Genomic DNA, 25,299 nt, shown 5'->3' on the forward strand with positions numbered 1-25,299 from the left:
TCCTGATTGCGTTCATAACACCAGGTTAGAAGCGCTTTGACGCACCGGGAAGAAACTCATGTGAAATACAAAGAATGGCGCCGGATGCTATTTACGTGATTCCGACGGCTGCCTGGGCAGAATCCACCGCGACATTGTCGACCAGCGGAAGCCGCACCCGAAACACGGTTCGGCCGTCCGCCGATTCCGCGGTCACCGAGCCCTCGTGAGCCTCGACGATCGACGCGACGATCGCCAGCCCCAAACCCGTGCTGCCGGAGTGGTGCGACCTCGCCTTGTCGGCCCGCACGAACCGCTCGAACAAATGCGGCAACAACTCCGGATCGATGTCGGGCCCGTCGTCGGTAACGGTCAGCTCCGCGTAGTCGCCGTCGCGCGCGATCGCCGTCGTGACCGTCACCCCGGCAGGCGTGTGCACCCGCGCGTTGGTCAGCAGATTGCTCACCAACTGATGCAGCCGCGCCCGATCACCACGAACCCACACCGGGTCGTCGGGCAGATCGGTGAGCCAGCGGTGGCCCGGACCCGAGACCGCGGCGTCGTTGACCGCATCGATGGTGAGATCGACCAAATCGACGATGTCGGTCTCCAGGTCATGTCCTTCGTCGAGGCGTGACAGCAGCAGCAACTCCCCGACCAGCGACGCCATCCGCCGGGCTTCGGCCTCGATGCGCGCCAGCGCGTACTCGGTGGTGGGCGGAAGCTCGGCGCTGTCCTGGCGGGTCAGCTCGGCGTAACCCTGGATCGCCGCCAGCGGCGTACGCAGCTCGTGGCTCGCGTCGGCGAGGAACTGCCGCATCCGCCGGTCCGATTCCGCGCGCTGCGCCAGCGCCGAGTCGACGTTGGCGAGCAGCCGGTTCAACGTCTCGCCCACCATGCCGACTTCGTTGTCCGGGTCGGTGTCGCGCTCGCGTACCCGCGCGGTGATGCGGTGATCGTCCAGCGGCGCCTTCGCCGCCTTCGCGGCAGTGGCTGCGACGCGGCGCAGCGGGCGCAACGCATACCGCACGACCAGGAACGTGGCACCCGCCGTGACCAACAATGCGACGACGATCAGCGCGCCGGTGACCACCATCTTTTGCCTGACCGCATCGTTGGCCTCCTCCAACGACACCCCCGACACGATCACGCTGCCGTCGCCGATACCGCGGCTTTGCATCCGATACGAGCCCAAACCGGCCAATTCGACGGTTCGCGGCGGACCGTCCGACCACGACTGCGCCTTGATCTCGGAAACCACGTCGGACGACGCGGGCACCGGTTCACCATTGGAAAAGACCGCGGCCTCGACGACGTCGCCGTTGCGCAGGACCGCGATCACGTTGCCTTCGGCATGTCCGACGAACGCCGCCAGTGGTTCCTCGGTGTTGGTGATCTTGATGCGCTCGGCGGTCACTTTGTCGAACGACTCGCACACCGCGGCCAGCGACCGCGACACCTCCGAGTCCACCATGCCGGTCACATAGCTGCGCAGCACGAGCACCGACACCGCTCCGACCGCCAGCAGCACCACCGACACGACCGCGGTCACGCCGATGATCAGCTGTCGCCGCAGCGACCGCGGCCACCACCTGCGGACTGCACTCATCGGGGCGGGCGCAGCATGTACCCCACACCGCGCACGGTGTGGATCATCGGCTCACGGCCGGCGTCGATCTTCTTGCGCAGGTACGAGACGTAGAGGTCGACGATGCTCGCGCGGCCCCCGAAGCCGTAGTTCCACACGCGATCGAGGATCTGAGCACGGCTCAACGCCCGCTTCGGATTGCGCATCAGGTACCGCAGCAATTCGAACTCTGTGGCGGTCAATGCGATCGGCTCGCCCCCGCGGGTGACCTCCCGGCTCGCGCCGTCGAGCACCAGATCGCCGACCTTGAGCACCTCGTCTTCGGGTGCCGCCGTGACGTTGGACCGCCGAAGCAGCCCGCGAAGCCGCGCGACGAGCTCTTCGAGGCTGAACGGCTTGGTCATGTAGTCGTCGGCTCCCGCGGTGAGCCCGGTGACCCGGTCCGTCACGGAGTCGCGTGCCGTCAGGAACAGGATCGGCGTGTAGGTCTCCGCCTCGCGGACCCGGTGCAGGATCTGCATGCCGTCCATGTCGGGCAGCATGATGTCGAGAACGAGGATGTCCGGCTCCATCTCGTCGAACTTTCGCACCGCCTCCTGCCCGTCATGTGCGACGTCGACGGTCCAGCCCTCGTAGTGCAACGCCATCTTGACAAGGTTGGTGAGCGCCGGTTCGTCGTCGACAAGAAGCACCCGGATCGGTGAGCCGTCGGCGCGATGCATCTTGGGCAGCTGCCCCAGGATCGCTTGGCGAGGGCGTTGGTTTCGCGCGGGCACAGACAGCGTCGTCATGATTCCATAGTCCAGATCGCATATGTGACTGTCACGTTCTTCATAGAGTTTTCCTATCTGCGCTGCTCAACACCGGGACTCATGTACGGTCTTGTGGCGCGGGCCACATGAATCGCTTTCTGCTTCAAAGGGATTCGAATGGTCACGAACATATGACTTTCAAAGATTTGCATCTTCTATGCATTCGGTCTGATCGCTTGATCCGCCTGAACCGCGCAAATACGTTGCGTAGCAAGCCTTTAACGACCCTTCCCTGCTACGAGCGGAGCAAACCATTCACACCGTGAAAGTGACGGAGCCGCAAGCCGCCGTCACCAACAAAGAACCGACGCGACTCGACCGGCTTCGGCCGATCCTGCGCTACGACGTGCCGGCGTCGCTGGTGGTGTTCCTCGTCGCCCTGCCACTTTCGCTCGGCATCGCCGTCGCATCAGATGCCCCGGTGTTGGCCGGGATCATCGCAGCCATCGTCGGCGGCATCGTCGTCGGCGTTCTGGGCGGCTCGCCGCTGCAGGTCAGCGGCCCGGCCGCGGGATTGACCGTCGTCGTCGCGGGCCTGGTCGCCGAATTCGGCTGGGCCGTCACCTGCGCCATCACGGTGGCCGCCGGCGTGTGCCAAGTTCTGCTGGGCCTGAGCCGAGTGGCCCGCGCAGCGCTCGCGATCTCCCCTGTGGTGGTCCACGCGATGTTGGCCGGCATCGGGATCACGATCGCGCTTCAGCAGGTGCACGTGCTGCTGGGCGGCAGCTCGCAGTCGTCGGCCTGGACCAACGTGGTCGAGCTACCGGGCCAGCTGCTCAACGTGAACCCAGCCGAGTTGTTCATCGGTCTGCTGGTGATCGGGACGCTGGTGGCGTGGCGCTGGGTGCCGGGGTGGCTGGGCAAGGTGCCGGGGCCGCTGGTGGCGGTCGTGGGCGCGACGGTCATTTCGGTGGTGTTCGCGTTCGACGTCGAGCGGATCAAGCTCGACGGTTCGCTCGTCGATGCGCTGTCGCTGCCGAGTCTGCCGGACGGCCAGTGGGGCGCGTTCGCGGTCGGTGTGCTGACGATGACGCTGATCGCGTCTGTCGAGAGCCTGTTGTGCGCGGTGGCCGTGGACCGCATCGGCGGCACCAGCACCAACTTCAACCGGGAGATGATCGGTCAGGGTGCGGCCAACATCGCCTCCGGCACGCTGGGCGGTTTGCCGGTCACCGGGGTGATCGTGCGCAGCTCGACGAACGTCGCCGCAGGCGCTCGCACCCGGGCCTCGGCGATCCTGCACGGGGTGTGGGTGCTGCTGTTCGCGCTGCCATTCGTGGGCCTGGCCGAGCAGATCCCACTGTCGGCGCTGGCAGGACTCCTGGTGGTCATCGGCATTCAGCTGGTCAAGTGGGCGCACATTGAAACAGCTTTGCGCACAGGCGATCTCGCTGTCTACGTCGTGACGATCCTCGGTGTCATCTTCCTCAACTTGCTGGAGGGCGTGCTGATCGGGCTCGCCCTGACGATCGTGCTCACGGTGTGGCGGGTGGTGCGGGCGCAGATCCACGCCGAGCAGATCGGCGACAACGAGTGGCGGGTGTCCATCGACGGCTCGTGCAGTTTCCTGTCGCTACCGCGCCTGACCGCAGTGCTGGCCTCGATTCCACGAGGCACTGCGGTCGACGTCGAGCTGTCGGTGGACTTCATCGACCGCGCGGTCTACGAGACGATCGAGGAGTGGCAGAAGCGCCACTGCGAGGCCGGCGGCACCGTGCGCGTGCACGACGTCGGCACCGTCGACGTCTCCGACGCGGTGGCCGGGCCGCCGGCTCGCGGGTTCACGCCCATCGACAAGAGATCCGGTGTGGCGCCGTGGAGTTCATGGCAGCCGTCCAGTTCCAACGGCAACCGTAACGGTGCTCGTCCGGTGTTGCACGGGCTGGCCGTGTACCACCGCCGCACCGCGCCGTACCTTCGCCCGCACATGCGCGAGCTCGCCCACGCGCAACGGCCCGAGACGTTGTTCATCACGTGCACCGACTCGCGGATCGTGCCGAACGTCATCACCAGCAGCGGCCCAGGTGACTTGTTCACCGTCCGCAACGTCGGCAACCTCGTGCCCGCCGGGCGCCTGGACCCCTCGATCGAAGCGGCGATCGCGTTCGCGGTGGACAAGCTGCACGTGTCGTCGATCGTGGTCTGCGGTCACTCGAGTTGCGGCGCGATGAATGCGCTTCTGCCGCACGATATTTCGGAATCGCACCCGGACGACGAACCACTGCGCGCGTGGCTGCAGCACGGCCAACCCACGCTGGCCGCGTTCGCCGACGGCCGTCATCCCGTCGCACAGTCTGCGGCCGCCGCCGGCTTCGACACCGTCGACCAGCTCAGCATGGTCAACGTCGCGGTACAGGTGCAAACGCTGTCGGAGCATCCGGTGGTCAGCCGGGCGCGAGAAGAGCGCAATGTCAACGTGATCGGGCTGTTCTACGACATCCCCAGTGCGGGTGTGCTGAGGGTGACGCCGACGGGTGTGGAGGCGCTCGCCGACGCGGGCGTCAACGGCCACTGAGCCGCTCGCTGACGTCGACCCCGACCGTCTTGCCGTCGTGTCGGTGGTCGGTCATGTTGCGGCACTCACCGGACACCTGCACCGAGCCGCGGGCGATGTTGCCGGAGGCATGGCAGATGACCGCCATCACCGCCGGGGTGTGGACGGACTCCCCGAACGGGCACTTGCCCGGTGGCGGCCCCTCCGTCCAGCCGTTCTCTACCAGCGCCCGCGCGATCCGGCGGAAGTAGCCGGCAGGGTCGGCTCCCGCTGGTATCGCGAAGCTCATCTCGACATGGCCGCGATACGGCGTGCGGCCCTGGTCGTTGCACGACTCGAACGTGAACGCACCGGTGACGTCAGTCAGGCTGGCCACCCGCACGATCTCGCGGGCGGCGTTGAGCACCTGGGTCATCGCCTGCTCGTCGCTCAGCGGTTCTGTCATGACGCGTCCTCCCTGCCCCGCCCGGCTTCCGGATCGATGTAGGCCGGCACGCCCGGGATGCGAGTGTCGATGTGTGGCAACCGAATCGGGCCGATCCACGGCAGCGTGATCTGACTCGGCGTGCTGATATGCGGCTGGCGTCGTCCTTTCGCCAGCAGATTGTCGCGTGCCAGCGCATCGGGGTGGCCGGTCACGATGTGCACCATGCTGCGCAGCGCCTCGCCGCCCAAGTCGTAATAGTGCGAATGGTTGCGAAAGCTCAGCCCGTCACCGCCGGGCACCTCGGCGTGGAACCGGATCGCACCGAATCCGTCGCCGGCGGGATCGGTACCCAGGCCCGCATATCTGCCGAACGGATAGCCGAGCGCCTCGTTCAACTCGTTGGGGACACCGCCCGCCTCACCGAGCCAGCTGATCGGATCCGATGACGCCGAGCCGACGTATACGCGACCATTGATGTGAAAGTCGCTGGCGCTGTGCGCCAAGTCCGTTCCGGGACAACCGAGCAGGATCACGTCGTCGGCATGAGCACCGCTGCCGGCAAATGCGTCGGCGACAGTCGTCGCCCCGTACGAGTGACCCATCACAGTCACATGAGCCGGGGCGCCCACGTGGGTAGCAGCCAGTCCGTTGACGTCTTGCGCCAGGCGCGCACCCCCTTGACGAGCCAGCCACGGTGACGCCACGCGGGCGTCGTCGTAGCCGTCGGGGGTGTCGTAACCCATCCAGGCGATCACCGACAGGTCGTCGTCAGGGTGGGCGGCCTTCGACTGGTCGTAGAGGTTGATCGCGTCGTTGTGGCCGCCGTGCAGCCAGCCGCTGGCGACGCTGCTGCCCGCACCCGGCACGATCACCGCGATGTCCTCGGCGCGATCCGGATCGCCGATCGCGATCGCCGCGCGGCCCTGCCCGCCGAACGCCAAGGGCTCGTACGCCCACAGCAGCACCGGGCGCGGATTGCCAGGGTCCGCTCCCCTGTCATGGTCGAGGCCCATGGTGACCTGTTCGGCGTTGCGGTGCCGGACGTCGTCGTCGGGCCGATTGAGGTCGTCGGCCAGGACCGCGCGGTTGATCTGGTCGCGAACCTGTGCGGGAACGCCGTTGAGATTGCCCAACTCTGGTGGATGCGCAGCGATCAGTTGATCCTGCTGATCGCGACTCAGCGAGTTCCACCAGGCGGACACCTCGTCGGCGTTGGCGTCGGGCGGCGGCTGGGTCATCGCCGACGCAGCACCATCACGTTATCGGTGAGCACGGCGGGTTCGCCGTCGGGACTGACAGTTTGGCGTTCGACGGCTTCGACCCTGACCCGGTCCCAGTGCTTTTCGTCGAGTTCCAGAGACTCGACCACCTCGTCGGCGGTCGGGAACTGGTGGTCGTGCATCTTCGACGCCCACGGCGGGGCGGCGGCATGATCCACAATGAGCAAGGTGCCGCCGGGCTTGACCGCCTGAGCCGCGCGGCGCAACAACGACACCCGGTCCATCGGAGTCCGAGAATGCAAGAACTGGGCCGACACCAAGTCGAACTCGCCATCCGGGAAACTCTCGGTGAGGTCGCGTCGCTGAAAGTCAATGCGGGTCTTGATATTTCGTGCTTCAGCATCAGCCATGGCCCGATCCAGCGCTGTGGTCGAAATGTCCACCGCCGTTACCTGCCAACCCTGTTCGGCCAACCAAATCGCGTCGGCGCCCTCTCCGCAACCCAGGTCGAGTGCACGTCCGGGCGTCATGACCTCGGCCACCTCGGCCAGCCGGACGTTGACCCGACCGCTCCACACTCGGTCGCGTTCGCCGTAGAGCTCCTCCCACGCGCGCTCTGCTTCACTTATCGCCATACCGACCACCTTGCCACGCTGCGTAGCCCGCTGGCCCGCACAAGTGAGGCCTGCGTCACACTTGTCGGGTGACCGTCAGTGAGTACGCCGACGTGGTGATCGTCGGCGCCGGCATTTCCGGCATCGGCGCCGCCTACCGGATTCAGCAGCGAAACCCCGAGATCCGCTACGTGATCTTGGAGCGGCGCGCGAACATCGGCGGGACCTGGGACCTGTTCCGCTACCCCGGTATCCGCTCTGACAGCAGCATTTTCACGCTCAGCTTCCCGTGGGAGCCGTGGCCGCGGCGCGAGGGCATCGCCGACGGCGACCACATCCGCCAATACCTGATCGACAGCGCCCGAAAGCACGGCATCTACGAGCACATCCGGTTCAACAGCTACGTGCGTAGCGCCGACTGGGACTCCGCGACGCACACGTGGACGGTGTGCCTCGACGACGGGACGACGTACCGGTCGCGGTTCGTGTTCTTCGCCACCGGCTACTACAAGTACGACGAGGGCTACATCCCCGACTTTCCTGGAATGGCGCAGTTCACCGGCGACATCGTGCATCCACAGCACTGGCCACAAAACCTCGACTACACCGACAAGACGCTGGTGGTGATCGGCAGCGGCGCGACCGCCGTGTCGATGATTCCCGCGTTGGCCGAACGTGCCCGTCGGGTCGTGATGCTGCAGCGCACACCGAGCTACATCGGGACGTTTCCGCGGATCGATTCGTTGACCGAGGTTATGCGAAAGATTCTTCCTCTCAAAGCTTTTCACACTGTGGTCCGGTTCCGGATGGCGGTGCAGGAGGCCATCGGCTGGTTCCTGGCGCGCAAGACGCCCGAGTTCATGAAGTTCCTGTTCCGGCGCATGCAGAGCAAGCGGCTGCCCGCCGGCTACGACATCGGCACCCATTTCACGCCGCCGTATCAGCCGTGGGATCAGCGGATCTGCCTCGCCGCCGACGGCGATCTCTTCGAGGCGATCAACGCCGGGCGGGTGGAGGTGGTGACCGACCAGGTCGACCACTTCGACACCAACGGCATCACGCTGAGGTCGGGACGCCACCTCGACGCAGACGTGGTGGTGACGGCGACCGGCATGGATCTGCAGGCGCTGGGCGGGGTGGCGCTGAGCATCGACGGCACCGAGATCAAGCCGCAAGACCGCTTCGTCTACAAGGCGCACATGCTGCAAGACGTCCCGAACCTGTTCTGGTGCATCGGCTATGTGAACGCGTCGTGGACCCTACGGGCGGACATGACCGCACGCGCGACGGCCAAGCTGATCGCGTACATGCGCGACCACGGCTATACGTCGGCCTACCCGCATCTGCAGCGGGAGCCGATGACCGAGAAGCTGACGTGGGACATCGCCGCCGGCTACGTCCTTCGCAACCTGCACGCGCTGCCGAAATCGGGTACCAAGCGGCCGTGGAACGTGCGGCAGAACTACTTCGTCGACGCAATCGACCACCGGTTCGACAGGATCACGGAGTCGATGGTGTTCGACAGCGCCTAGCCCACGGAGTTGACGACGAAATCAGCCTTGTGCCTTGTGTTTTCGATGCGCCGGGCGTTCGCTTCGTCGACCTCTCTCACCCATCTCTCGGCCTGCTCGGGTGACTTGCCGAACGCGATGTGCCGATCGACGAGGCGGCGGTGGCGCTCGTCGTACCGCAGGTCGAGGTACCACACCTCGGTGAGGCGGGCTCGGATCGACGGCCATGGTGGTGCGTCGTCAAGCAGGTAATTGCCTTCGGTGACGACCAGCCGCGCGGAGGGCGGTAGCGGGATGCTGGCCGCGACGGGTTGTTCGATCTGGCGGTCGAACGCCGGCGCGTAGACCACGTGCGGCGGCTCGGCTGCGATCCGTTCCAACAGCGCAAGGTAGCCGTGCGCGTCGAAGGTGTCGACGGCTCCCTTGCGCTCGAGGCGTCGCAGGCGGGCCAGCTCGACGTCGGCGAGGTGGAACCCGTCCATGGGCACCTGCACTGCGTCGGCGAAGTGCGCGACGAGTTCGGCGGCCAAGGTCGACTTGCCGGCCCCGGGCGGGCCGGTGATGCCGAGGATCACGCGACGGCCGCGGCCGAGCAACACGTCGACTCGCCCAGCGAGTTCGCGCGACAGCACACGGCAAGTGTGCCGTCCTGAATAAGGTGACATGCATGACACCTGCTCGCCGCGAACCCCGCGTCGTCGTGCTCGGTGGCGGATCGTGGGGCACCACCGTCGCGTCCATCGCCTCCCGTCGGGCCGAGACGCTGCAGTGGGTGCGTTCACCCGAGACCGCCGAGGACATCAACGAACGCCACCGCAATCTGCGCTATCTGGGCGACGAAGTGGAACTGAGCCCAACCCTGAAGGCCACCACCGACTTCGAGAAAGCCGCAGACTCTGCCGACGTCGTGGTGATGGCCGTGCCGTCGCACAGCTTCCGCGACGTGCTGAAAGAGCTGCAGGCGTACCTGCGGCCGTGGGTGCCCATCGTGTCGCTGGTCAAGGGGCTCGAGCAGGGCACCAGTCTGCGGATGTCGCAGATCGTCGCCGAGGTGATGCCCGGGCATCCCGCTGGGATTCTGGCCGGGCCGAACATCGCCCGCGAGGTGGCGCAAGGCTATGCGGCGGCTGCAGTGATGGCGATGCCCGATCAGCAGTTGTCCACGCGGCTGGCCCAGATGTTCCGCACTCAGCGGTTCCGCGTGTACACCACCGACGACGTGCTGGGCGTCGAGATGTGTGGCGCGTTGAAGAACGTGTATGCGATTGCGACGGGCATGGGATATTCGCTGGGCATCGGCGAGAACACCCGCGCGCTGGTGATCGCGCGGGCGCTGCGGGAGATGACCAAGCTGGGTGTCGCGATGGGCGGGCAGCCGGAGACGTTCCCGGGGCTGGCGGGTCTGGGCGATCTGATCGTGACGTGCACGAGCCCGCGTAGCCGCAACCGCCACGTCGGCGAGCAGATCGGGGCGGGCAAGCCGATCGACGAGATCCTGGCGTCGATGGATCAAGTCGCCGAGGGCGTCAAGGCCGCCAGCGTGATCATGGAGCTGGCCGAGCGGTACGGCGTGCACATGCCGATCGCGCGCGAAGTCGACGGCGTGATCAACCACGGCCGCACGGTGGAGGACGCGTATCGCGGGCTGGCCGCGGAGACGCCGGGACATGAGATCCACGGCGCGGGGTTTTGAGGTCTTGGCCCTACCGGGCGAAGCTGCCTGACGGGCTCAGCACGAACCCGTGCTGCACGGCGTTGTTCACGCATACCGTGGCACCCGCTGCGTCGATCGCACAGCTGACATCGCGGTAGCTGATCCGGGTCTGCGGAGGCAGCGGCTTGGGCGCGCCCGCCGCCGCAAACAGTGGTGCCGCGCTGTTGGCGAACGTGGGTTCTTCTGCGCCGACGCCGCTCACCAAGTTTGCCCCGTTCGGTGCAGCCGGGATCGGTCCGCTGCAGCCGTACGCGTTGCGCGTCTTGTCGAGCACGCACGTCAGACCGTTCGGTGTGCCGAATGCGTACCAGGCGCCGTCCAACACCGAAAACTCCGCCGGAGAAATCGGCGGATAGACGTTGATGTTCGGCAGCGTCCCCTCGTCGGCTCCCGCGACGGCCGTCGTCACCACCACCACTGCTGCGACGGCACCGGCGAGACCGGTCAGCATCTTGCTCAGCACGGAATCACCCCTAAGCGCTCGTGCCACCCGCCGCGGGCGCACGCACCACGACCGGTACCGCCGGGAAATAGCCGGCCATCTCGGTGCGCGCCTTGCGCAGCGCCGCTGTGCCGTAGCCCTTCTTGCGGTGCTCAGGATGAATCCACACGCGCACGTTCACTTCGTGGTTGGCGAGTTCGCCGAACACCATGCCGACCTTCTCGGTTCCCGCGACCGCCACCAACCACACGGCGTCCTCGCTGTCGATGCGTCCCAGCCCCGAGGTGATCTCGTCGTCAAGAGAGCCGGCCGGGCCGCCGGAGCCATCCCCGGCCACATGCATGTCGTCGGTGCGCGCCGAGAAGATGTCGCGGTCTGCCTCGCCGAGGAACGGCCGCAAGGTCAACCCCTCACCGGTGCTGGCCGGGCGGTCTCCGAGCGTGAACGTCAACTGCTTGTTCAGATCCTCGAGCTCGGCGGCGATGCGCCGGCGCGAATCCTTGGTGAACTTGTCGAACGACATCCCGATGACCGCTTCGGCGCCAAGCCGTGACGTGCCCAGCAGCTTGGCGATGACCTCGACGGCGTCGTCGCGATTCTCGGCGTCCACGATCGCATCGGCCACCTCGTGGCGGCGCTCGAGCGCGTTGACCAGGGCATCGGCGATTTCACGTCGGGCGGCGGCGCGGTCATGGTCAGTCATGCCACGAGCGTAGTTCAGTACATCCCTCGAGCCATGTCCTCCAGCCGCGCAATCCGCTCCGCGATCGGCGGGTGCGTCGAGAACAAGCCCACGAACCGCTCACCGGCCCGGAACGGGCTGGCGATCATCAGGTGTGCCTCGCTGGCGAGCTTCGGCTCCGGCGGCAGCGGCGCCTGCTGCACCCCGGCCGAAATCTTGCGCAACGCCGACGCCAGTGCCAGCGGATCGCCCGTCAGTTCCGCGCCCGACTGGTCGGCCTGATACTCCCGCGACCTGGACACCGCCATCTGCACGACCGTCGCCGCAATCGGACCCAGCAGCGAAACCAGAAGCAGTGCAAAGGGATTGGCGTTGCCGTCCCGCCCGCCAAACCAGCTCATCAACACCGCCAGGTTCGCCAGCCCGGTGATCACCGCCGCGAGCGCACCGGCCACACATGAGATCAGGATGTCCCGGTTGTAGACGTGCGACAGTTCGTGGCCGAGCACCGCACGCAGCTCACGTTCGTTGAGGATCGCCAGGATGCCGGTGGTGCAACACACCGCCGCGTTGCGCGGATTGCGGCCTGTGGCAAAGGCATTCGGGTTGGCGGTGTCGCTGATGTACAACCGCGGCATCGGCTGGTGCGCCACCGTCGCCAACTCGCGGACGATCTTGTACATCGTCGGCTCTTGCAGCTCGGTGACCGGCTGCGCATGCATCGCCCGTAGCGCCAGCTTGTCGCTGTTGAAATACACCCACACGTTCATGCCGACCGCGAACAGGACCGCCAACAACATGATCCCGCGGCCGAACAGCGACCCGACGAACACGATCAGCGCCGACATCAGCCCGAGAAGCAGCACCGTCTTGATGCTGTTGCCCCACCGGTGCCCGACCATCACTCACTCCTCCTGGACGCAAACGGATCGTTAGGAGAACGCTGAGCGATGAGGCTGGGTTCCGTCAACCGTGACGCGAGATCGTGTACTCGACGAGGGTCGCCAAGGCATCGCGCCCCGCGCCCGGCGGCAGCCCGGCCAACTCGTCGCGGGCTTGGGCCGCATACCGGGCGACCGTGGCCTTTGCTTTCGCCATGCCCGACGACGCCCGCAGCAACGCCAACGCCTCCGCGACGTGCGCGTCGTCCATGGGTCCCGCCAGCAACTCGCGCAGCCGCTGCGCGTCCGGTCCGCTTTCCTGCAGCGCGTAGAGCACCGGCAGCGTGTGCACGCCCTCCCGCAGGTCGGTGCCGGGCGTCTTCCCGGACTCGTCGGAGTCGCTGGCGATGTCGATGATGTCGTCGGAGATCTGAAACGCGGTGCCGACGATCCCGCCCAGCCGGCTCAGCCGCTGCACATTGTCGTCGGACGCGCCCGAGAACGTCGCACCGAGCTGCCCGGACGCCGCGATCAACGACCCCGTCTTCTCGTGCACCACACGTAGGTAGTGTTCGACGGAATCGACGTGCTGTGCGGCCCCGCGGGTCTCTCGCATTTGGCCCGTGACCAGCTCGGCGAATGTCTCGGCGATCACCCGCACCGCGTCGGGGCCCAGCCGGCTGACCAGCCGCGAGGCGGTCGCGAACAAGTAATCGCCGGCCAGGATCGCGATGTTGTTGCTCCAGCGAGCGTTAGCGCTCGGGGCACCGCGGCGCACCTGCGCCTCGTCCATGACGTCGTCGTGGTACAGCGTCGCCAGATGCACCAACTCGATCACCGAACCGGCGACGGTCACCTGCCACGCGTCCGGGTTGGGGCCCAGTTGCGCGGCGAGCACCGTGAACAGCGGGCGGAAGCGCTTGCCGCCGGCCTCGAAAAGATGCAGCACCGCGTCGCGGATGATTTCGTCGCCCTTGCCGAGTTCCTCGCTGATCAGCGTTTCGATGCGGGCCACACCGTCACGGACACTGGCGGCAAAAGCCGGGTCTCCGAATTCGACGCCCGCCACCACGGTCGCTGGTGTCCTCACCCGTCCAACATACTGGTGAACATGCACGACCGCGGACGCGAGGAGCGCAATGGCGCGAGCGCGGACGTGGTCGTCGTCGGCGCCGGTCCGGCCGGCTCCGCCGCGGCGGCGTGGGCCGCGCGAGCCGGTCGCGATGTGCTGGTGGTCGACGCCGCCGAGTTCCCCCGCGACAAGCCGTGCGGCGACGGCCTGACACCGCGCGCCGTCGCCGAGTTGCGTCGTTTGGGCCTGGGCGACTGGCTCGACACCCGCATCAAACACCGTGGGCTGCGGCTGGCCGGGTTCGGCGGCGAGGTGGAGATCGACTGGCCAGGTCCGTCGTTTCCGGCGTACGGGTCTGCGGTGCCGCGGACCGAGCTCGACGAGCGGGTGCGCCAGGTGGCCGTCGACGCCGGATGCCGGATGTTGTTGGGCTCCAAAATCGTTGCTGCAGAACGAGATTCGCGGGGCCGCGTGGTGTCGTTGACGACGCGTTCGGGGTCGTCGGTGGCGTGCCGGGAACTGATCGTCGCCGACGGTGCGCGGTCACCGCTGGGGCGGGCGCTGGGTCGTGAGTGGCATCAGCAGACCGTCTACGGGGTGGCGGTGCGGGGATACCTGTCCACACCGCGCGCCGACGACCCCTGGCTCTCCTCGAATCTCGAGCTGCGGTCGCGTTCCGGCGAGCTGCTGCCGGGCTACGGCTGGATCTTCCCGCTGGGCAACGGCGAAGTGAACATCGGCGTCGGCGCGCTGGCGACCGCCAAGCGGCCGGCCGATGTGGCGCTGCGGACGCTGATCGGCCACTACGCCGACCAGCGTCGCGACGACTGGGAATTCGACGGGCCGCCGCGCGCGGTGTCGTCGGCCCTGCTGCCGATGGGAGGCGCGGTCAGTGGAGTGGCCGGGCCGAATTGGATGCTGATCGGCGATGCCGCCGCCGGGGTCAACCCGCTCAACGGCGAGGGCATCGACTACGGGCTGGAGATGGGCAGATTCGCCGCGGACATGCTCGGCAGCGGCGACTTGTCGCTGGCATGGCCTGCGCTGCTGCAAGCGCACTATGCCAAGGCGTTCTCGATTGCGCGGCGGTTGGCGTGGTTGCTGACGGTGCCGTGGCTGTTACCCAGCGTCGGGCCATTCGCGATGCGGTCGGTGACGTTCATGCAGATGGTGGTCCGTGTGATGGGCAACCTGGTGACCGACGACGACGTCGACCGAGTCGCACGGTTGTGGCGGCGGCTGGGCAGCGGCTCACGCTGGGTGGACCGCCGTCCGCCGTTCTCGTAAGCCGATGCGCGTACCGCGTTTTCTCCCCGCGAGCGTGCACTGCGGTACAGACCGGACCGGCGTGTCGGGGTACAGACACGCACGCTCGCGCAGAATCAAGAAGTGGGCTTGATCGCCGCGTGCAGGGCCACAATGCCGCCCGTGAGATTGCGCCACCGCACCTGCGACCACCCATTGCGCTCGATGCGACGGGCCAGCTCGGCCTGGTCGGGCCAAGCCCGGATCGACTCCGCGAGGTAGACGTACGCATCCGGGTTCGAGGACACCGCGCGCGCTACCCGGGGCAGCGCCTGCATCAGGTATTCCTTGTAGACCGTGCCGAACAGGCGGTTCGTCGGCGTCGAGAACTCACACACCACCAGCCGTCCGCCGGGCTTGGTCACCCGCGCCATTTCGCGCAGCGCTGCCTCGTGGTCGACGACGTTGCGCAGCCCGAAACTGATGGTCACCGCGTCGAACGCCTGGTCTGCGAACGGCAGCCGCGTCGCGTCGCCGGCCACTTTCGGCACCGGCCGCGCCCGGCCCGCTGACAGCATGCCCACCGAGAAGTCCGCGGCGACGCACCACGCTCCCGAGCGCGCCAGCTCGCAGGTGGACACCGCGGTGCCGGCCGCAAGATCGAGGACGTCGTCACCCTTTCCGACACTCAGCGCCTGCCGCGTCGCGCGGCGCCAGAAGCGGTCACGACCCAGCGACAGCACGGTGTTGGTGAGGTCGTAGCGACGCGCGACCGCATCGAACATCGACGCGACCTCGTGCGGATCCTTGTCCAGCGTCGCGCGTCCCACCCGGCCGAAGCTATCAGGCGGCGGCGGCCCGGCCGATCCCTCGGACGGCCTGATAGTGGGCCAGCAACTGGTCGCAAATCACCGGCCAGGTGCGCTGCAGCACGCTGCGCCGGGCCGCCGGTGCGTAGAGCGACCGCGCTCGCACCACATGAGCCACCGCCCCGGGCAGGTGCTGCTCGAACTCCGCGACCTCCAGCAGCAGCCCTGTGCGGCCCGGGCTGACCAGATCTCGCGGACCCCCGGAGTTCGGCGCCACCACCGGCACGCCCGAAGCCAGCGCCTCCTGCACCGCCTGACAAAACGTCTCGTGCTCTCCGGGGTGCACGAACACGTCCATGCTGGCGTACGCGCGCGCGAGCTCGGCACCGTACAGGGCGCCGGTGAAAACTGCTGTGGGAAGCATTTTTTCGAGCCTGGCGCGGTCGACTCCGGCGCCGACGATCACCACCTGCACATCGTCGTTGTGCGCCAGCACGCGCAGACGTTCGACGTGCTTCTCCGGCGCCAGCCTGCCGACGAACCCGACGATCGGCTTGCCGGCCGGCGACCACATGCGCCGTAAGTGCTCGTCGCGCGCGGACGGCGCGAAGCCGGCGATGTCCACTCCCCGTGCCCACAGATGAAGGCGCGGAATACGCTGTGCAGCAAGCATTTCCATCGTTGCTGACGACGGCGCCAACGTGCGGTCAGCGTGCCGGTGAAGATGGCGAAACCAGGCCCACGCCGCCCGGTGCGCCGCCCCGATGCCGTAGCTCTTCGCGAAACCCGGGACGTCGGTCTGGAAGACGGCGATCGTCGGTACCTTCAGCATGCGCGCGGCCTGCAGGCCGCCGTATCCGAGCAGTGCCGGAGAGGCGAGGTGGACCACGTCGGGCGCGAACTCGCGCAATATGCCGAGTATTCGTGGCATGGGAACACCTAAGGGAAGCGAGGTGATCCGGGGAAACATGCGCGACGGCATCCGATGGACCGGCACACCGTCGTGCTCTACCGCAGCAGGCTGTTCGCCTAACGGATTGTCCGGCGCGATGACGATCGCGTCATGACCGGTGCGGTTCAGATGCTCCAAGACCCGCAGCACCGAGTTGGAGACGCCGTTGACGTTGGGCAGGAAGGATTCCGCGACAATGGCCACTCGCACGCCGAGAGCGTGTCACCGGCGCCTTTCCCGGCGGTTGCGGACAGGAATACGACACACGAAATTCAGGCGCCCCGACGAATTCTTAACATTTAGTTATCCAGTTGGCCGCAAATTCAGGTACCGTCAGCCGGAATGCTGAAAGCTGACGCGCCCGGGGGGCGGATGGTAAACGGGTGGGATGATCCGGATTGCGCTGCTCGCCTCCGGGGAAAATTGACCAATGCTGTCGCGAGCATGCTCCGGTTGGGCATCAACCACAGTGACGCGGCTCGTATGCAGTGGCAGGGCGTCGCGCAAAAGTATCGGGACCGGTGGGCTCAGGGCGACGTCGACGGAATCATGCCGGTGCTGTCGGATCTGTTGATCTGGGTACGGCAGTCCAATATTGACGTGTCGAGAAATTCTGATGTGGTCGCGCTGTTCAACGATCCGGGATTTCGCAGCCTGCGCACGCGTATTCCGGCGATCAACAAAGATCCGAAGATGCTCGACATGTTCCGCCGGCTCGCCGGCGCGGGAGCTGTCGACTAGCCGAGTTCGGCTTTCAGCAGTTGCCCGAGTTGGACAGCTACGGTCGGATATGCGCTGGCTCAAGCTGGCCGCGGTCGTCGGTGTCCTGCTCGTGACTGCGGGCTGCGCCCGGGCGATCGACGGCTCGCCACTGGCGCCAGCCGGCACGCACCCCGCGGCCACCGTGCTGATCACCGGTGACGGGTACGGCATCCAACTCGGCAGGCCGGTGGCACGGGTGTCGTTGGAGATCTTCCTCGAACCGCAGTGCGCGCTGTGCGCGCGCATGCAGATGTTCCAGGGCGGTGAGATCGCCGACCACATCGACAGCGGCGACCTCTTGGTGACGTACCGGCCGGTGACGATCTTCGACACCACGCCAGCGGGCTATTCGCACCGCGTGAGCAACGCGCTGTTCATCGCTGCGGACGCCGATCTGGCAGCGGCAGCGTTCCAGGGCTTCGTCCAGCAGCTGTATTGGGACGCCGACCCGTCAGGCGACAACCGCTATCTGGCCGGCGTGGCCGAACGGGCACGGTTGCCGCAGAGCACGATCGACCACATCGCCGCGGGCGATCCCGCCGTCGACACTATTGCGATGGACGCCGCGAACCAGAAGCTGCTCAAGGAGATTCGCCACGCCGTGGTGATCCCGACGGTCTATGACTCCAACACTCACGAGGTCGTCGACACCGCCGACAACGACTGGCTGAAGCGGCTGGTGGGCAACCGCTAGCGGTGGGACCTGCCGGCTAGCGAACGTATCGGCGTTCCACGACTGTCGCCGCCACCAACAGCGCAGCCGCCACCAGCCAGCCCACCACCGCGATCGACCCGGCCGGGATGATCGCGAGCGCGGCGTTGCGATGTTGCACGCGAACGAGATTGGGGTTGTTGCGGTCGTATTCGACGTAGATGCGCATGCCGTCCGCGAGCTCCGACGGATACAGCACGCCGAGCTCCGGGCGGTAGGTGACGCGGTCGGGGGTGACGAACTCGATCGTCGAACGGCGCGGCCCAGCGCTGAGCACCTCGGCCTGCGCCACACCCATGTTCCGTTCGATCTGCCGGTCGTTGCGCCATGCGCCGGCCACCAGCAGCACCGATTGCAACGTCACCAGACACGCCGCAACGACGATGCCGATCTTGATGCGGCGCATGACCTTTCGGCCGGTGCTGTCGGGTTCGTCGGGGTCCCTGTCGTTTCGCAAGCGATTACCTACGCTGGCGAACCGGCTCATATCGCCGCCTTGATCGACGCGTGCAACTGCCGCAGCGTCGAGCGATCCGCTTTGACTTCGAGCACTCGCATCCCGGCAGACGAAGTGTTGATCGCCTCGACGAGGTCGTCGACCTCGACCTGCTGTGACTCGATGTGATAGGCGCGGCACAATGCGCCGACGTCGACGTCATGGGGCGTGCCGAAGATGCGCGACGACACATCGGAGAACCGCGGGTCGCCCTGCTCGAGAAGCTCGAAGATGCCGCCGCCGTTGTCGTTGGACACCACGATCGTCAGGTCCGTCGGCACGGGCTCCGTCGGCCCGATCAGCAAGCCGGAGGCGTCGTGCACGAAGGTCAGGTCTCCGATCAACGCGACTGTGCGGCCTCCCGAAAGATGCTCGTGCGCCAGCGCGGCACCGATCGCGGTGGACACCGTGCCGTCGATCCCCGCCACCCCCCGATTCGACCGCACCACAACACCTTTGGTGTGGGTCCCCACCAAGGCCGCGTCTCGCACCGGATTCGACGCCCCGAGCACCAACTGGTCGCCGGGCCGCAGCGCGTCGGCGACGGCGGCAGCGACGTGCAGGCCGGTGGTCAGCGGGTGGGCCTTCAGTTGGCGGCGCACCGCGTCGACCGCGCGGCGGTTGACCTCGGCGCAGCGCCGCAGCCAGCCCTCGCTCGGCGTGCCGGTGGTGATCGCGCGGGTGCCGGTGGCCTGGGAATTGCCCGACACGTCAGGCCAGCGCGGCCCGGTGGTCAGCGCGTACACCGGCACGGCGGGGTCGGCCAGGAGCGACGACACCGTCCGGTGCAGCGTCGGCCGGCCCAGCATGATCACCTGCTGCGGATGCAGCAGCGGCAGAGCGAGCGGGTGCAGAGGGTTCTCGGCGGGTGGCGCGGTGGGCTCGGCGACGGTCGGCAGCGCGGCGAGGTTCGGGTGGACACCGGCGCCGTGGCCGCTGATCACCACGGTGTCGTGGGACAGGTCGATCTCGAGTGGTTGGTCGAACGTCACGGGCGGTGTGTAAGTCCACGGTCGGCCGCCGGGGCGGCCCGACGGGACGGCGGCCAGGTCCGGTTCGGGGCCGGGTACCAGCGGCTCGCGCAGCGGGATGTCGAACTGCACCGGCCCGGCGTTGGCGGTCCGCGCGCCCGTCGCCGCGACGAGGACCCGGCACACCGCCGAGCGCCAGCGGGCGTTCTGTTCGGCCATCTTCTCGGTGCCCTCTTCGGCCAGGCCCAGGCTGATGGAGGCGCGCACCTGCGTGTCGAAGTAGCCGAGCTGCTCCATGGTCTGGTTGGCTCCGGTGCCCAGTAACTCGTATGGCCGGTTGGCCGACAGCACGATCAGCGGCACCCGCGCGTAGTTGGCTTCCGCGACGGCCGGACCGAGGTTGGCAACCGCGGTGCCCGACGTCATGACGATCGGCACCGGCGCCTGCCTGCCGACCGCCAGGCCGATGGCGAGGTAGCCGGCGGTGCGCTCGTCGATGCGGACATGCAGGCGCACCCGGCCGGCGGCGTCGGCGTCACGCAGCGCGAAGGCCAGCGGCGCGTTGCGCGAGCCGGGACACAGCACGACGTCGCGTACGCCGCCGCGAATCAGCTCGTCGACGACCACGCGCGCTTGCGCCGTGGAGGGGTTCACGTCTCCAGGGTGTCACAGGGAGTCGCCGGGCCGGCGACGTCACGGGCCGGAGCCGCTGGGCGGCGACATCAGGCGCCGGCGAGGAACTTCAGCATCGCGGCGTTGACCACGTCGGGGCGTTCCATGAAGCCGAGGTGCCCGGCGTCGGGGATTTCCAGGTAGCGGCCGTTGGGCAACGCATCGGCGACCTCCTTGCCCAGATACGCCGGCACTGCGAGATCGTCGGCGAACCCGATCACCAGCGTGGGCGTGGTGATCGCGCGGTACGCCGGCAGTCGATTGGTGTCCGGTGCGACTTCGCTTTGCGCCCGCACCCCTGGTGTCGACTTGGCGGGCCACAGCGTGAACATGTCGATCCAGTCCCGCACGGCGTCGTCATTGTTGAGCGTCTTCGGCGAAAAGCTTTCCAGAAGACGGATTTTCGCGCTGTAGGCGGCGGGCAGCTCGATGCCGGCGTCGGCCAGTTCCATTTCGGCTCTGCGGAAGAACTTGCGGGTCAGGTCCTCCCGGCCGCGGGTGCACAACAGCACCGCGCGCTTGACCAGTTCCGGCCGGGAGAGCATCAGCTCTTGGGCGATGAAAGAACCCATCGACGCTGCCACGATGTTGGTCGGCGCGAGGTCGAGCTTCTCGATGAGCGCGGCCGTGTCGGCGACCATGGTTTCGGTGGTGAATCCGTCAGCGTCCTTGGTGGCGCCGACTCCCCTGTTGTCGAAGGTCACGACGCGATAGCCCGCACCCAGGAACGCCGGCACCTGAAACGGCGCCCAGGTGCGGCCCACGCCACCATGTCCGGCGATGAACAACACCGGCTGACCGCTGCCGGAATCGTCGTAGGCGAGGTTGACCATGCGGCGAGGTTACCGTGGCGCCGAAATCGGGTTTTCCGACACGCTCTGCATGCGTTTGCATGCGACGGGGTTCTATCTCGCGGATTGTCAGACACGCTCGCGGCGCCCGAAACGGGGCCGGCCGCGCCGTGAGCGGGCAGCCTTGATCGCGGTCCCACACCAATTGCGACATCGGCTTGAGCTGGCCCCGGGTGACCAGATCCTTAAACATCAGCGCGGCTGCGGCGGCCTTGGTGCTGACCGACGCTTTGGACATGTGGCCCGAGTCGAACGGCGGCTGCGGGTCGTATTCCAGGGATAGCTGGATGACCTTGGCGCGGCTCTCGCCGCCGATCCGCGCGGCCAGCCACAGGCCGAGGTCGATGCCTGCCGAGACACCCGCACACGTGACGACGTCGCCTTGGTGGACAATGCGCTCGTCCCCGACAGGCTTGGCGCCCAATGCTTTCAGCACACTCAAGGCCGCCCAGTGGGAGGCCGCGCGTTTGCCGTCCAGCAGTCCGGCTGCGGCGAGGATGACCGAACCTGAGCACACCGACGTCGTCCACGTCGCCGTCTGGTGGGCCTGGCGCAACCAGTCGAGTACCTTCTCGTCGCGCGCGTGTTCCATCGAGGAGAACCCTCCGGGCACCAAAATGACGTCGGGAGAAGGTGTTTCGGCGAACGAATGTGTTGCCGCGATCACCAGCACGCCGGAGTCCGCGGTGACGGGTCCGGGTTCATGCCAGACGAACCGCACTTCGGCGTCCGGCAGCCAGCGCAGCACTTCGTATGGCCCGATGAAATCGAGTGCGGTGAAGCCGGGATAGAGCACAATGGCGACGCTGACGACCCGTCGCGTGGTGCCGGCGATGGTGCGCAGCCAACTCATCAACCGGGCGTCGGCGCGCGCGTCGTCGACTCCAATGCCGCCAGGCAGCAGCATGCATCCCACACATCAGGACAGCGACGTCGGCGCGCTGGGCGTCGCCTGAGCGTCGCAAAGCGCGTCAGCCCAGCAGCTCGTAGCACTCGATGATGCGCCGGATCCACCAGTCCCGCCGGTCTGCCGGCGCCTTGAGGGTCGCCAGCCGCGCGGGTTCGGGCACGGCTGCGGCCACCGCCAGGTAGCCGTCGACCGGTGCGACGGGCTCGGCGACGTCGTGTTCGAACAGTCGTCCGGTCGCAAGCCCGCAGGCATGCCTCAGCGTCGGCAGTGCCCCGGCGGCCTGCAGTCCCGTGCCGATGCCCACCGCCGAGTCGAGCGCACTGGAGACAACAACCGGAATGCCAAGCAGCTCAGCAGTTTTCAGCAACGCTAACCGGCCACCGAGCGGCGCGACCTTCACCACCGCGACGTCGGCGGCATCCGCGCGGACCACACGCAGCGGGTCCTGCGCCTTACGGATGCTCTCGTCGGCAGCGACCGGGGTGTCGATGCGCCGCCGGACCTCGGCGAGTTCGTCGACGGTCTGACACGGCTGCTCTATGTACTCCAGCGGGCCGAGTGCCGCCGCCGCCGTGACTGCTTCGTCGACCGTCCACCCGCCGTTGGCGTCGACCCGGACGGTGGAAACCAGCCCGCGCACGGCCTCGACCCGCGCTACGTCGTCGCGCAGCGTCTGTCCGGGTTCGGCGACCTTGACCTTGGCTGTGCGGGCGCCCGGGAAGCGGCTCAACACCTGCGCCACCTGGGCCGCCGGCACCGCGGGAACGGTGGCGTTGACCGGAATGCGATCCCGGCGCAGCTCCGGCGGCATCAGGTAGGCCGCCTCGATCGCCGAAGCCAGCCAGTGCGCGGCTTCGGGGGGCTCGTATTCGACGAACGCGCCGAACTCGCCCCAGCCGACGGGTCCCTCGATGAGCGCAACCTCGCGAATGGTGATGCCGCGGAAGCGAATTCGCATCGGCAGCGCGACCACGTGGACGCGTTCCAGCAAGTCGGCGAGGTCGGGTCTCAACTGCTGAAGACCTGCTTGCCCGCCAGATACGTGGACCGCACCTCCAGGTCGGCGACCTCCGCGGCGGGAACAATCCGCGGATCTTGCGACAGGACGACGAAGTCGGCGTACTTGCCCACCTCCAACGAGCCGACGATGTCGTCGGCGAACAGCTGCCACGCCGCGTCGATGGTCTGTGCGCGGATCGCCTGCTCGACGGTCAGCCGCTCCTCAGGGGCCAACACCCGCCCGCTGGGGGCCGTCCGGGTAGCCGCGACGCTGATGTTGCGCAGCGGCTCCTCGGGCGTCACCGGTGGGTCGTTGTGCAACGAAATCCGCATGCCGGTAGCGACCGCCGAACCGCACGGCATCCATCGCGATCCGTGCTCCGGGCCGAACAACCCGTCGACCAGCACGTCGCCCCAGTAATGAATCTGATCGACGAACAAGCTACACGTAATCCCAAGTGCCGCAGCGCGTTTGAGTTGCTCGTTGGTGATCGCGCCGACGTGCTCGAGTCGCAGCCGGTGATCCTCGCGGGGCCAGCGCTGCAGCGCTTCTTCGTACACGTCGAGGATCGTGTCGACGCCCGCGTCGCCCTGCACGTGGCAGGCCATCTGCCAACCCTGCGGGAAATACGCGCCGACGATCTCGGCGAGCTGGTCGCGGCTGTAGTTGGCGTGTCCGCACGAGCCGGGTACGACGCCGATGGTGCGGGTGGCATCGGTGTCGAGGTACGGAAACGACAGGTCGACGTTGCCGATCCACGGCGAGCCGTCCACCCAGATCTTGATGCCGACCTGTTTGACCATTTCGTCGCCGTTGTCGGGGAGGGCATCGCTGGCCAATCTGGCGGTCGAGATCTCGTAGGTCCGCAGCCGCACCGTGAGGTCGTCGTGCAGCTGCCCGAGCAACGGCCGAAACATCGGGTCGAACGCCATCTCCGAGCAGGTGGTCAACCCGGCGCGGTTCAGGCGAGCGCACTCCGCGCGCAGCATCGCCGGATAGTCGGCGGGCTCGACAGCGCCTGCGAGTAGCGAGAAAACCGCAGCGGTTTCCACAGCGGTCCCGTCGAGGTTGCCGCCGCTGTCGCGGCCGTAGCGGGCGCCTTTGGGGTCCGGGGTGTCGCGGGTCAGCCCGGCACGGCGCGCGGCCGCCGAATTGAAGAACGCCTTGTGGCCGGAGTTGTGGATGACGACCAGCGGCGTGTCGGGCGCGATGCCGTCGAGCCATGCCAGCGTGGGCTCCGGCAGGCCCGACTGCAGCAGCGGATCCCAGCCGACGAGATAGGCGCCCTCAGTCCCCCGAGCCGCCACTTCCCGCTTCACCGCGTCGACGACGGCGGTGGCGTCGCGGATCCTGACCGGGCGGATGTCGGCCATTCGGTCGGACAACACGATCGCTTCCATCAGCGGATGTCCGTGCGCCTCAACGAGTCCCGGTAGCACACAGCCGTCGATGTCGACTACGTCCGTGGCCTCGCCGATCCACGGCTCGACGTCGTCACGACTGCCGACCGCCACGATGCGCCCGTCTGTCACGGCCAGCGCCTCTGCGGTGGAATTGGCGTCGTCGACCGTGAGCACGGCGCCCCGAATGACGAGTTCTGCTACTGGCATGGGTCATATCTTGCGCCGCGGGGCGATGTTTGGGTCGGATGCTCGCGGATGTGCCCGTCGGCGGTTGCGGCTCGAATCACCCACCAACCGCGCGCCTCGCCCTACACTTCACCGAAAACTCAGGACGGGTGAGGCGACGTGGGGCGAGTGCTGGCCATCGCAGCGGCGACGTCGATGGCGGCCGCCTTGACCGCCGGGTGCGCGAACACCGTGGCCGGTACCCCCAGGCCTCAGATCTTTGCGCTTCCGAACTCCACCTCCTCAGCCGCGCCCGCGGCCGGTGGTGTGCAGGAGAAGGATCTCGAGGAGCTGTTGCTGGGGCTCGATGACGTGCGCACCATCATGGACGCCCCAGATCTCGCCGTACAGCAGAGCTATGCGCAGATGCCGCCCAGCACGGCCGGCTATGTGCCGGAGGACTGCGTTCGGGCCGCCTACAACACGGTCGAGGCCGGCTACCGCGACACCTCGTTCGTCGCGGTGCGCGGCTCGGTGATGCAGGAACCCGACGACAGCCCGCAACTGCTGCACATCGTCGACCAGGGCGTCGTGACGTTCCCGGACGAGGGCGCGGCCCGCACCTACGTGACCCGGACGCTGGAGACGTGGCGCCGCTGCGCCGGGACGCCCTTCACCGCGCTGCGGCCGGAGGCGACTGAGCACTGGACCTTCGGCCAGGTCACCGAGGCCGACGGGATCAGTGCGTTACCGAAGACGGCCGACGGCTCGCAGTGGTCCTGCTCGCACGCGATCACGTCGCGGTCCAACGCCGTCGTCGACGTGTCCGCATGCGGGTTCTCGATCACCGATCAGGCGACCACCCTCGCGTCCCGGATCCGCGACAAGTTCCCGGCGTAGGACATTTCTATAACA

25 protein-coding genes are annotated in these 25,299 nt (G+C 67.4%); 7 read left to right on the plus strand and 18 right to left on the minus strand.

The window, feature by feature from the left end:
- Positions 1-91 precede the first annotated feature (91 nt).
- Both AC5Y4N_RS06405 and AC5Y4N_RS06410 read right to left on the minus strand, forming a co-directional pair.
- The gene (locus AC5Y4N_RS06405) at positions 92-1,588 is read right to left on the minus strand and encodes a sensor histidine kinase (protein WP_499905951.1); all 1,497 of its coding nucleotides are present in this window, start codon (positions 1,586-1,588) and stop codon (positions 92-94) included.
- Positions 1,585-2,358: a response regulator transcription factor gene (locus AC5Y4N_RS06410; protein WP_499905948.1), complete on the minus strand. Its 774-nt coding sequence runs from the start codon at positions 2,356-2,358 to the stop codon at positions 1,585-1,587. Before AC5Y4N_RS06410 ends, AC5Y4N_RS06405 begins: the two co-directional genes overlap by 4 nt.
- 283 nt (positions 2,359-2,641) lie before the next feature.
- On the opposite strand from AC5Y4N_RS06410, the gene AC5Y4N_RS06415 reads away from it, so the two are divergent.
- Positions 2,642-4,894 (plus strand): SulP family inorganic anion transporter, encoded by a 2,253-nt coding sequence (locus AC5Y4N_RS06415; RefSeq protein WP_499905946.1) that lies wholly within the window; start codon positions 2,642-2,644, stop codon positions 4,892-4,894.
- On the opposite strand, the gene AC5Y4N_RS06420 is transcribed toward AC5Y4N_RS06415, so the two are convergent.
- Genes AC5Y4N_RS06420 through AC5Y4N_RS06430 form a run of 3 tightly spaced genes read right to left on the minus strand, consistent with a single transcriptional unit; the run spans position 4,881 to position 7,155 of the window.
- Positions 4,881-5,318: a lipoprotein LppJ family protein gene (locus AC5Y4N_RS06420; protein ID WP_499905944.1), complete on the minus strand. Its 438-nt coding sequence runs from the start codon at positions 5,316-5,318 to the stop codon at positions 4,881-4,883. The two genes, AC5Y4N_RS06415 and AC5Y4N_RS06420, sit on opposite strands and share 14 nt — an antisense overlap.
- Positions 5,315-6,538 (minus strand): alpha/beta hydrolase, encoded by a 1,224-nt coding sequence (locus AC5Y4N_RS06425; RefSeq protein ID WP_499905940.1) that lies wholly within the window; start codon positions 6,536-6,538, stop codon positions 5,315-5,317. Before AC5Y4N_RS06425 ends, AC5Y4N_RS06420 begins: the two co-directional genes overlap by 4 nt.
- Positions 6,535-7,155 carry a class I SAM-dependent methyltransferase gene (locus AC5Y4N_RS06430; RefSeq protein WP_499905938.1) on the minus strand — a complete coding sequence of 207 codons (621 nt, stop codon included), beginning with the start codon at positions 7,153-7,155 and terminating at the stop codon, positions 6,535-6,537. The genes AC5Y4N_RS06425 and AC5Y4N_RS06430 overlap by 4 nt, the downstream gene beginning before the upstream one ends.
- A 68-nt stretch (positions 7,156-7,223) precedes the next feature.
- On the opposite strand from AC5Y4N_RS06430, the gene AC5Y4N_RS06435 reads away from it, so the two are divergent.
- The gene (locus tag AC5Y4N_RS06435; protein ID WP_499905936.1) at positions 7,224-8,666 is read left to right on the plus strand and encodes a flavin-containing monooxygenase; all 1,443 of its coding nucleotides are present in this window, start codon (positions 7,224-7,226) and stop codon (positions 8,664-8,666) included.
- Here AC5Y4N_RS06435 and AC5Y4N_RS06440 read toward each other — a convergent pair.
- Positions 8,663-9,277, minus strand: a complete 615-nt coding sequence (locus AC5Y4N_RS06440; RefSeq protein ID WP_499905933.1) for a nucleoside/nucleotide kinase family protein — start codon at positions 9,275-9,277, stop codon at positions 8,663-8,665. The two genes, AC5Y4N_RS06435 and AC5Y4N_RS06440, sit on opposite strands and share 4 nt — an antisense overlap.
- A gap of 35 nt (positions 9,278-9,312) precedes the next feature.
- On the opposite strand from AC5Y4N_RS06440, the gene AC5Y4N_RS06445 reads away from it, so the two are divergent.
- Positions 9,313-10,338 carry an NAD(P)H-dependent glycerol-3-phosphate dehydrogenase gene (locus tag AC5Y4N_RS06445; RefSeq protein ID WP_499905929.1) on the plus strand — a complete coding sequence of 342 codons (1,026 nt, stop codon included), beginning with the start codon at positions 9,313-9,315 and terminating at the stop codon, positions 10,336-10,338.
- A 10-nt stretch (positions 10,339-10,348) separates the two neighbouring features.
- Here AC5Y4N_RS06445 and AC5Y4N_RS06450 read toward each other — a convergent pair whose 3' ends face one another.
- From AC5Y4N_RS06450 to grcC1, 4 genes are all read right to left on the minus strand, one after another.
- Positions 10,349-10,822 (minus strand): hypothetical protein, encoded by a 474-nt coding sequence (locus AC5Y4N_RS06450; protein ID WP_499905925.1) that lies wholly within the window; start codon positions 10,820-10,822, stop codon positions 10,349-10,351.
- A 10-nt stretch (positions 10,823-10,832) separates the two neighbouring features.
- The gene (locus AC5Y4N_RS06455) at positions 10,833-11,504 is read right to left on the minus strand and encodes a GNAT family N-acetyltransferase (RefSeq protein WP_499905922.1); all 672 of its coding nucleotides are present in this window, start codon (positions 11,502-11,504) and stop codon (positions 10,833-10,835) included.
- A 14-nt stretch (positions 11,505-11,518) separates the two neighbouring features.
- Positions 11,519-12,385, minus strand: coding sequence for a zinc metalloprotease HtpX (htpX, locus tag AC5Y4N_RS06460; protein WP_499905920.1), 867 nt, complete (start codon positions 12,383-12,385; stop codon positions 11,519-11,521).
- Positions 12,386-12,449: 64 nt separating this feature from the next.
- Positions 12,450-13,454 (minus strand): nonaprenyl/(2E,6E)-farnesyl/geranylgeranyl diphosphat synthase, encoded by a 1,005-nt coding sequence (gene grcC1 / locus AC5Y4N_RS06465; RefSeq protein WP_499905917.1) that lies wholly within the window; start codon positions 13,452-13,454, stop codon positions 12,450-12,452.
- Positions 13,455-13,475: 21 nt separating this feature from the next.
- On the opposite strand from grcC1, the gene menJ reads away from it, so the two are divergent.
- Positions 13,476-14,723, plus strand: a complete 1,248-nt coding sequence (gene menJ / locus AC5Y4N_RS06470) for a menaquinone reductase MenJ (RefSeq protein WP_499905915.1) — start codon at positions 13,476-13,478, stop codon at positions 14,721-14,723.
- Between the two features lie 95 nt (positions 14,724-14,818).
- Here menJ and AC5Y4N_RS06475 read toward each other — a convergent pair whose 3' ends face one another.
- Together AC5Y4N_RS06475 and AC5Y4N_RS06480 are read right to left on the minus strand one after the other, a co-directional pair.
- Positions 14,819-15,511, minus strand: a complete 693-nt coding sequence (locus AC5Y4N_RS06475; protein ID WP_499905913.1) for a demethylmenaquinone methyltransferase — start codon at positions 15,509-15,511, stop codon at positions 14,819-14,821.
- Between the two features lie 13 nt (positions 15,512-15,524).
- Positions 15,525-16,652: a glycosyltransferase family 4 protein gene (locus tag AC5Y4N_RS06480; RefSeq protein ID WP_499905910.1), complete on the minus strand. Its 1,128-nt coding sequence runs from the start codon at positions 16,650-16,652 to the stop codon at positions 15,525-15,527.
- A 132-nt stretch (positions 16,653-16,784) separates the two neighbouring features.
- Here AC5Y4N_RS06480 and AC5Y4N_RS06485 point away from each other — a divergent pair, with 132 nt between their 5' ends.
- Positions 16,785-17,183, plus strand: a complete 399-nt coding sequence (locus AC5Y4N_RS06485; RefSeq protein WP_499905908.1) for a hypothetical protein — start codon at positions 16,785-16,787, stop codon at positions 17,181-17,183.
- Between the two features lie 49 nt (positions 17,184-17,232).
- Positions 17,233-17,898 carry a thioredoxin domain-containing protein gene (locus AC5Y4N_RS06490; RefSeq protein WP_499905906.1) on the plus strand — a complete coding sequence of 222 codons (666 nt, stop codon included), beginning with the start codon at positions 17,233-17,235 and terminating at the stop codon, positions 17,896-17,898.
- Between the two features lie 16 nt (positions 17,899-17,914).
- Here AC5Y4N_RS06490 and AC5Y4N_RS06495 read toward each other — a convergent pair whose 3' ends face one another.
- From AC5Y4N_RS06495 to AC5Y4N_RS06520, 6 genes are all read right to left on the minus strand, one after another.
- Entirely contained in the window at positions 17,915-18,403 is a 489-nt protein-coding gene (locus tag AC5Y4N_RS06495; RefSeq protein WP_499905903.1) for a DUF3592 domain-containing protein, read from the minus strand.
- On the minus strand, positions 18,400-20,037 hold the full coding sequence (gene menD / locus AC5Y4N_RS06500; RefSeq protein ID WP_499905901.1) for a 2-succinyl-5-enolpyruvyl-6-hydroxy-3-cyclohexene-1-carboxylic-acid synthase: 1,638 nt from the start codon (positions 20,035-20,037) through the stop codon (positions 18,400-18,402). The genes AC5Y4N_RS06495 and menD overlap by 4 nt, the downstream gene beginning before the upstream one ends.
- Before the next feature lie 68 nt (positions 20,038-20,105).
- Entirely contained in the window at positions 20,106-20,819 is a 714-nt protein-coding gene (locus AC5Y4N_RS06505; RefSeq protein WP_499940474.1) for an alpha/beta fold hydrolase, read from the minus strand.
- A complete protein-coding gene (locus AC5Y4N_RS06510; RefSeq protein WP_499906353.1) occupies positions 20,716-21,759 on the minus strand; it encodes a DJ-1/PfpI family protein in 1,044 nt (347 codons plus the stop codon). The genes AC5Y4N_RS06505 and AC5Y4N_RS06510 overlap by 104 nt, the downstream gene beginning before the upstream one ends.
- 118 nt (positions 21,760-21,877) lie before the next feature.
- Entirely contained in the window at positions 21,878-22,828 is a 951-nt protein-coding gene (locus tag AC5Y4N_RS06515; protein WP_499905898.1) for an o-succinylbenzoate synthase, read from the minus strand.
- Positions 22,825-24,426, minus strand: a complete 1,602-nt coding sequence (locus AC5Y4N_RS06520) for an amidohydrolase (RefSeq protein WP_499905895.1) — start codon at positions 24,424-24,426, stop codon at positions 22,825-22,827. Before AC5Y4N_RS06520 ends, AC5Y4N_RS06515 begins: the two co-directional genes overlap by 4 nt.
- A gap of 138 nt (positions 24,427-24,564) precedes the next feature.
- On the opposite strand from AC5Y4N_RS06520, the gene AC5Y4N_RS06525 reads away from it, so the two are divergent.
- Positions 24,565-25,284 carry a sensor domain-containing protein gene (locus AC5Y4N_RS06525; RefSeq protein WP_499905892.1) on the plus strand — a complete coding sequence of 240 codons (720 nt, stop codon included), beginning with the start codon at positions 24,565-24,567 and terminating at the stop codon, positions 25,282-25,284.
- Positions 25,285-25,299 lie beyond the last annotated feature (15 nt).

The sequence above is a fragment of the Mycobacterium sp. NGS19 genome (assembly GCF_059813155.1).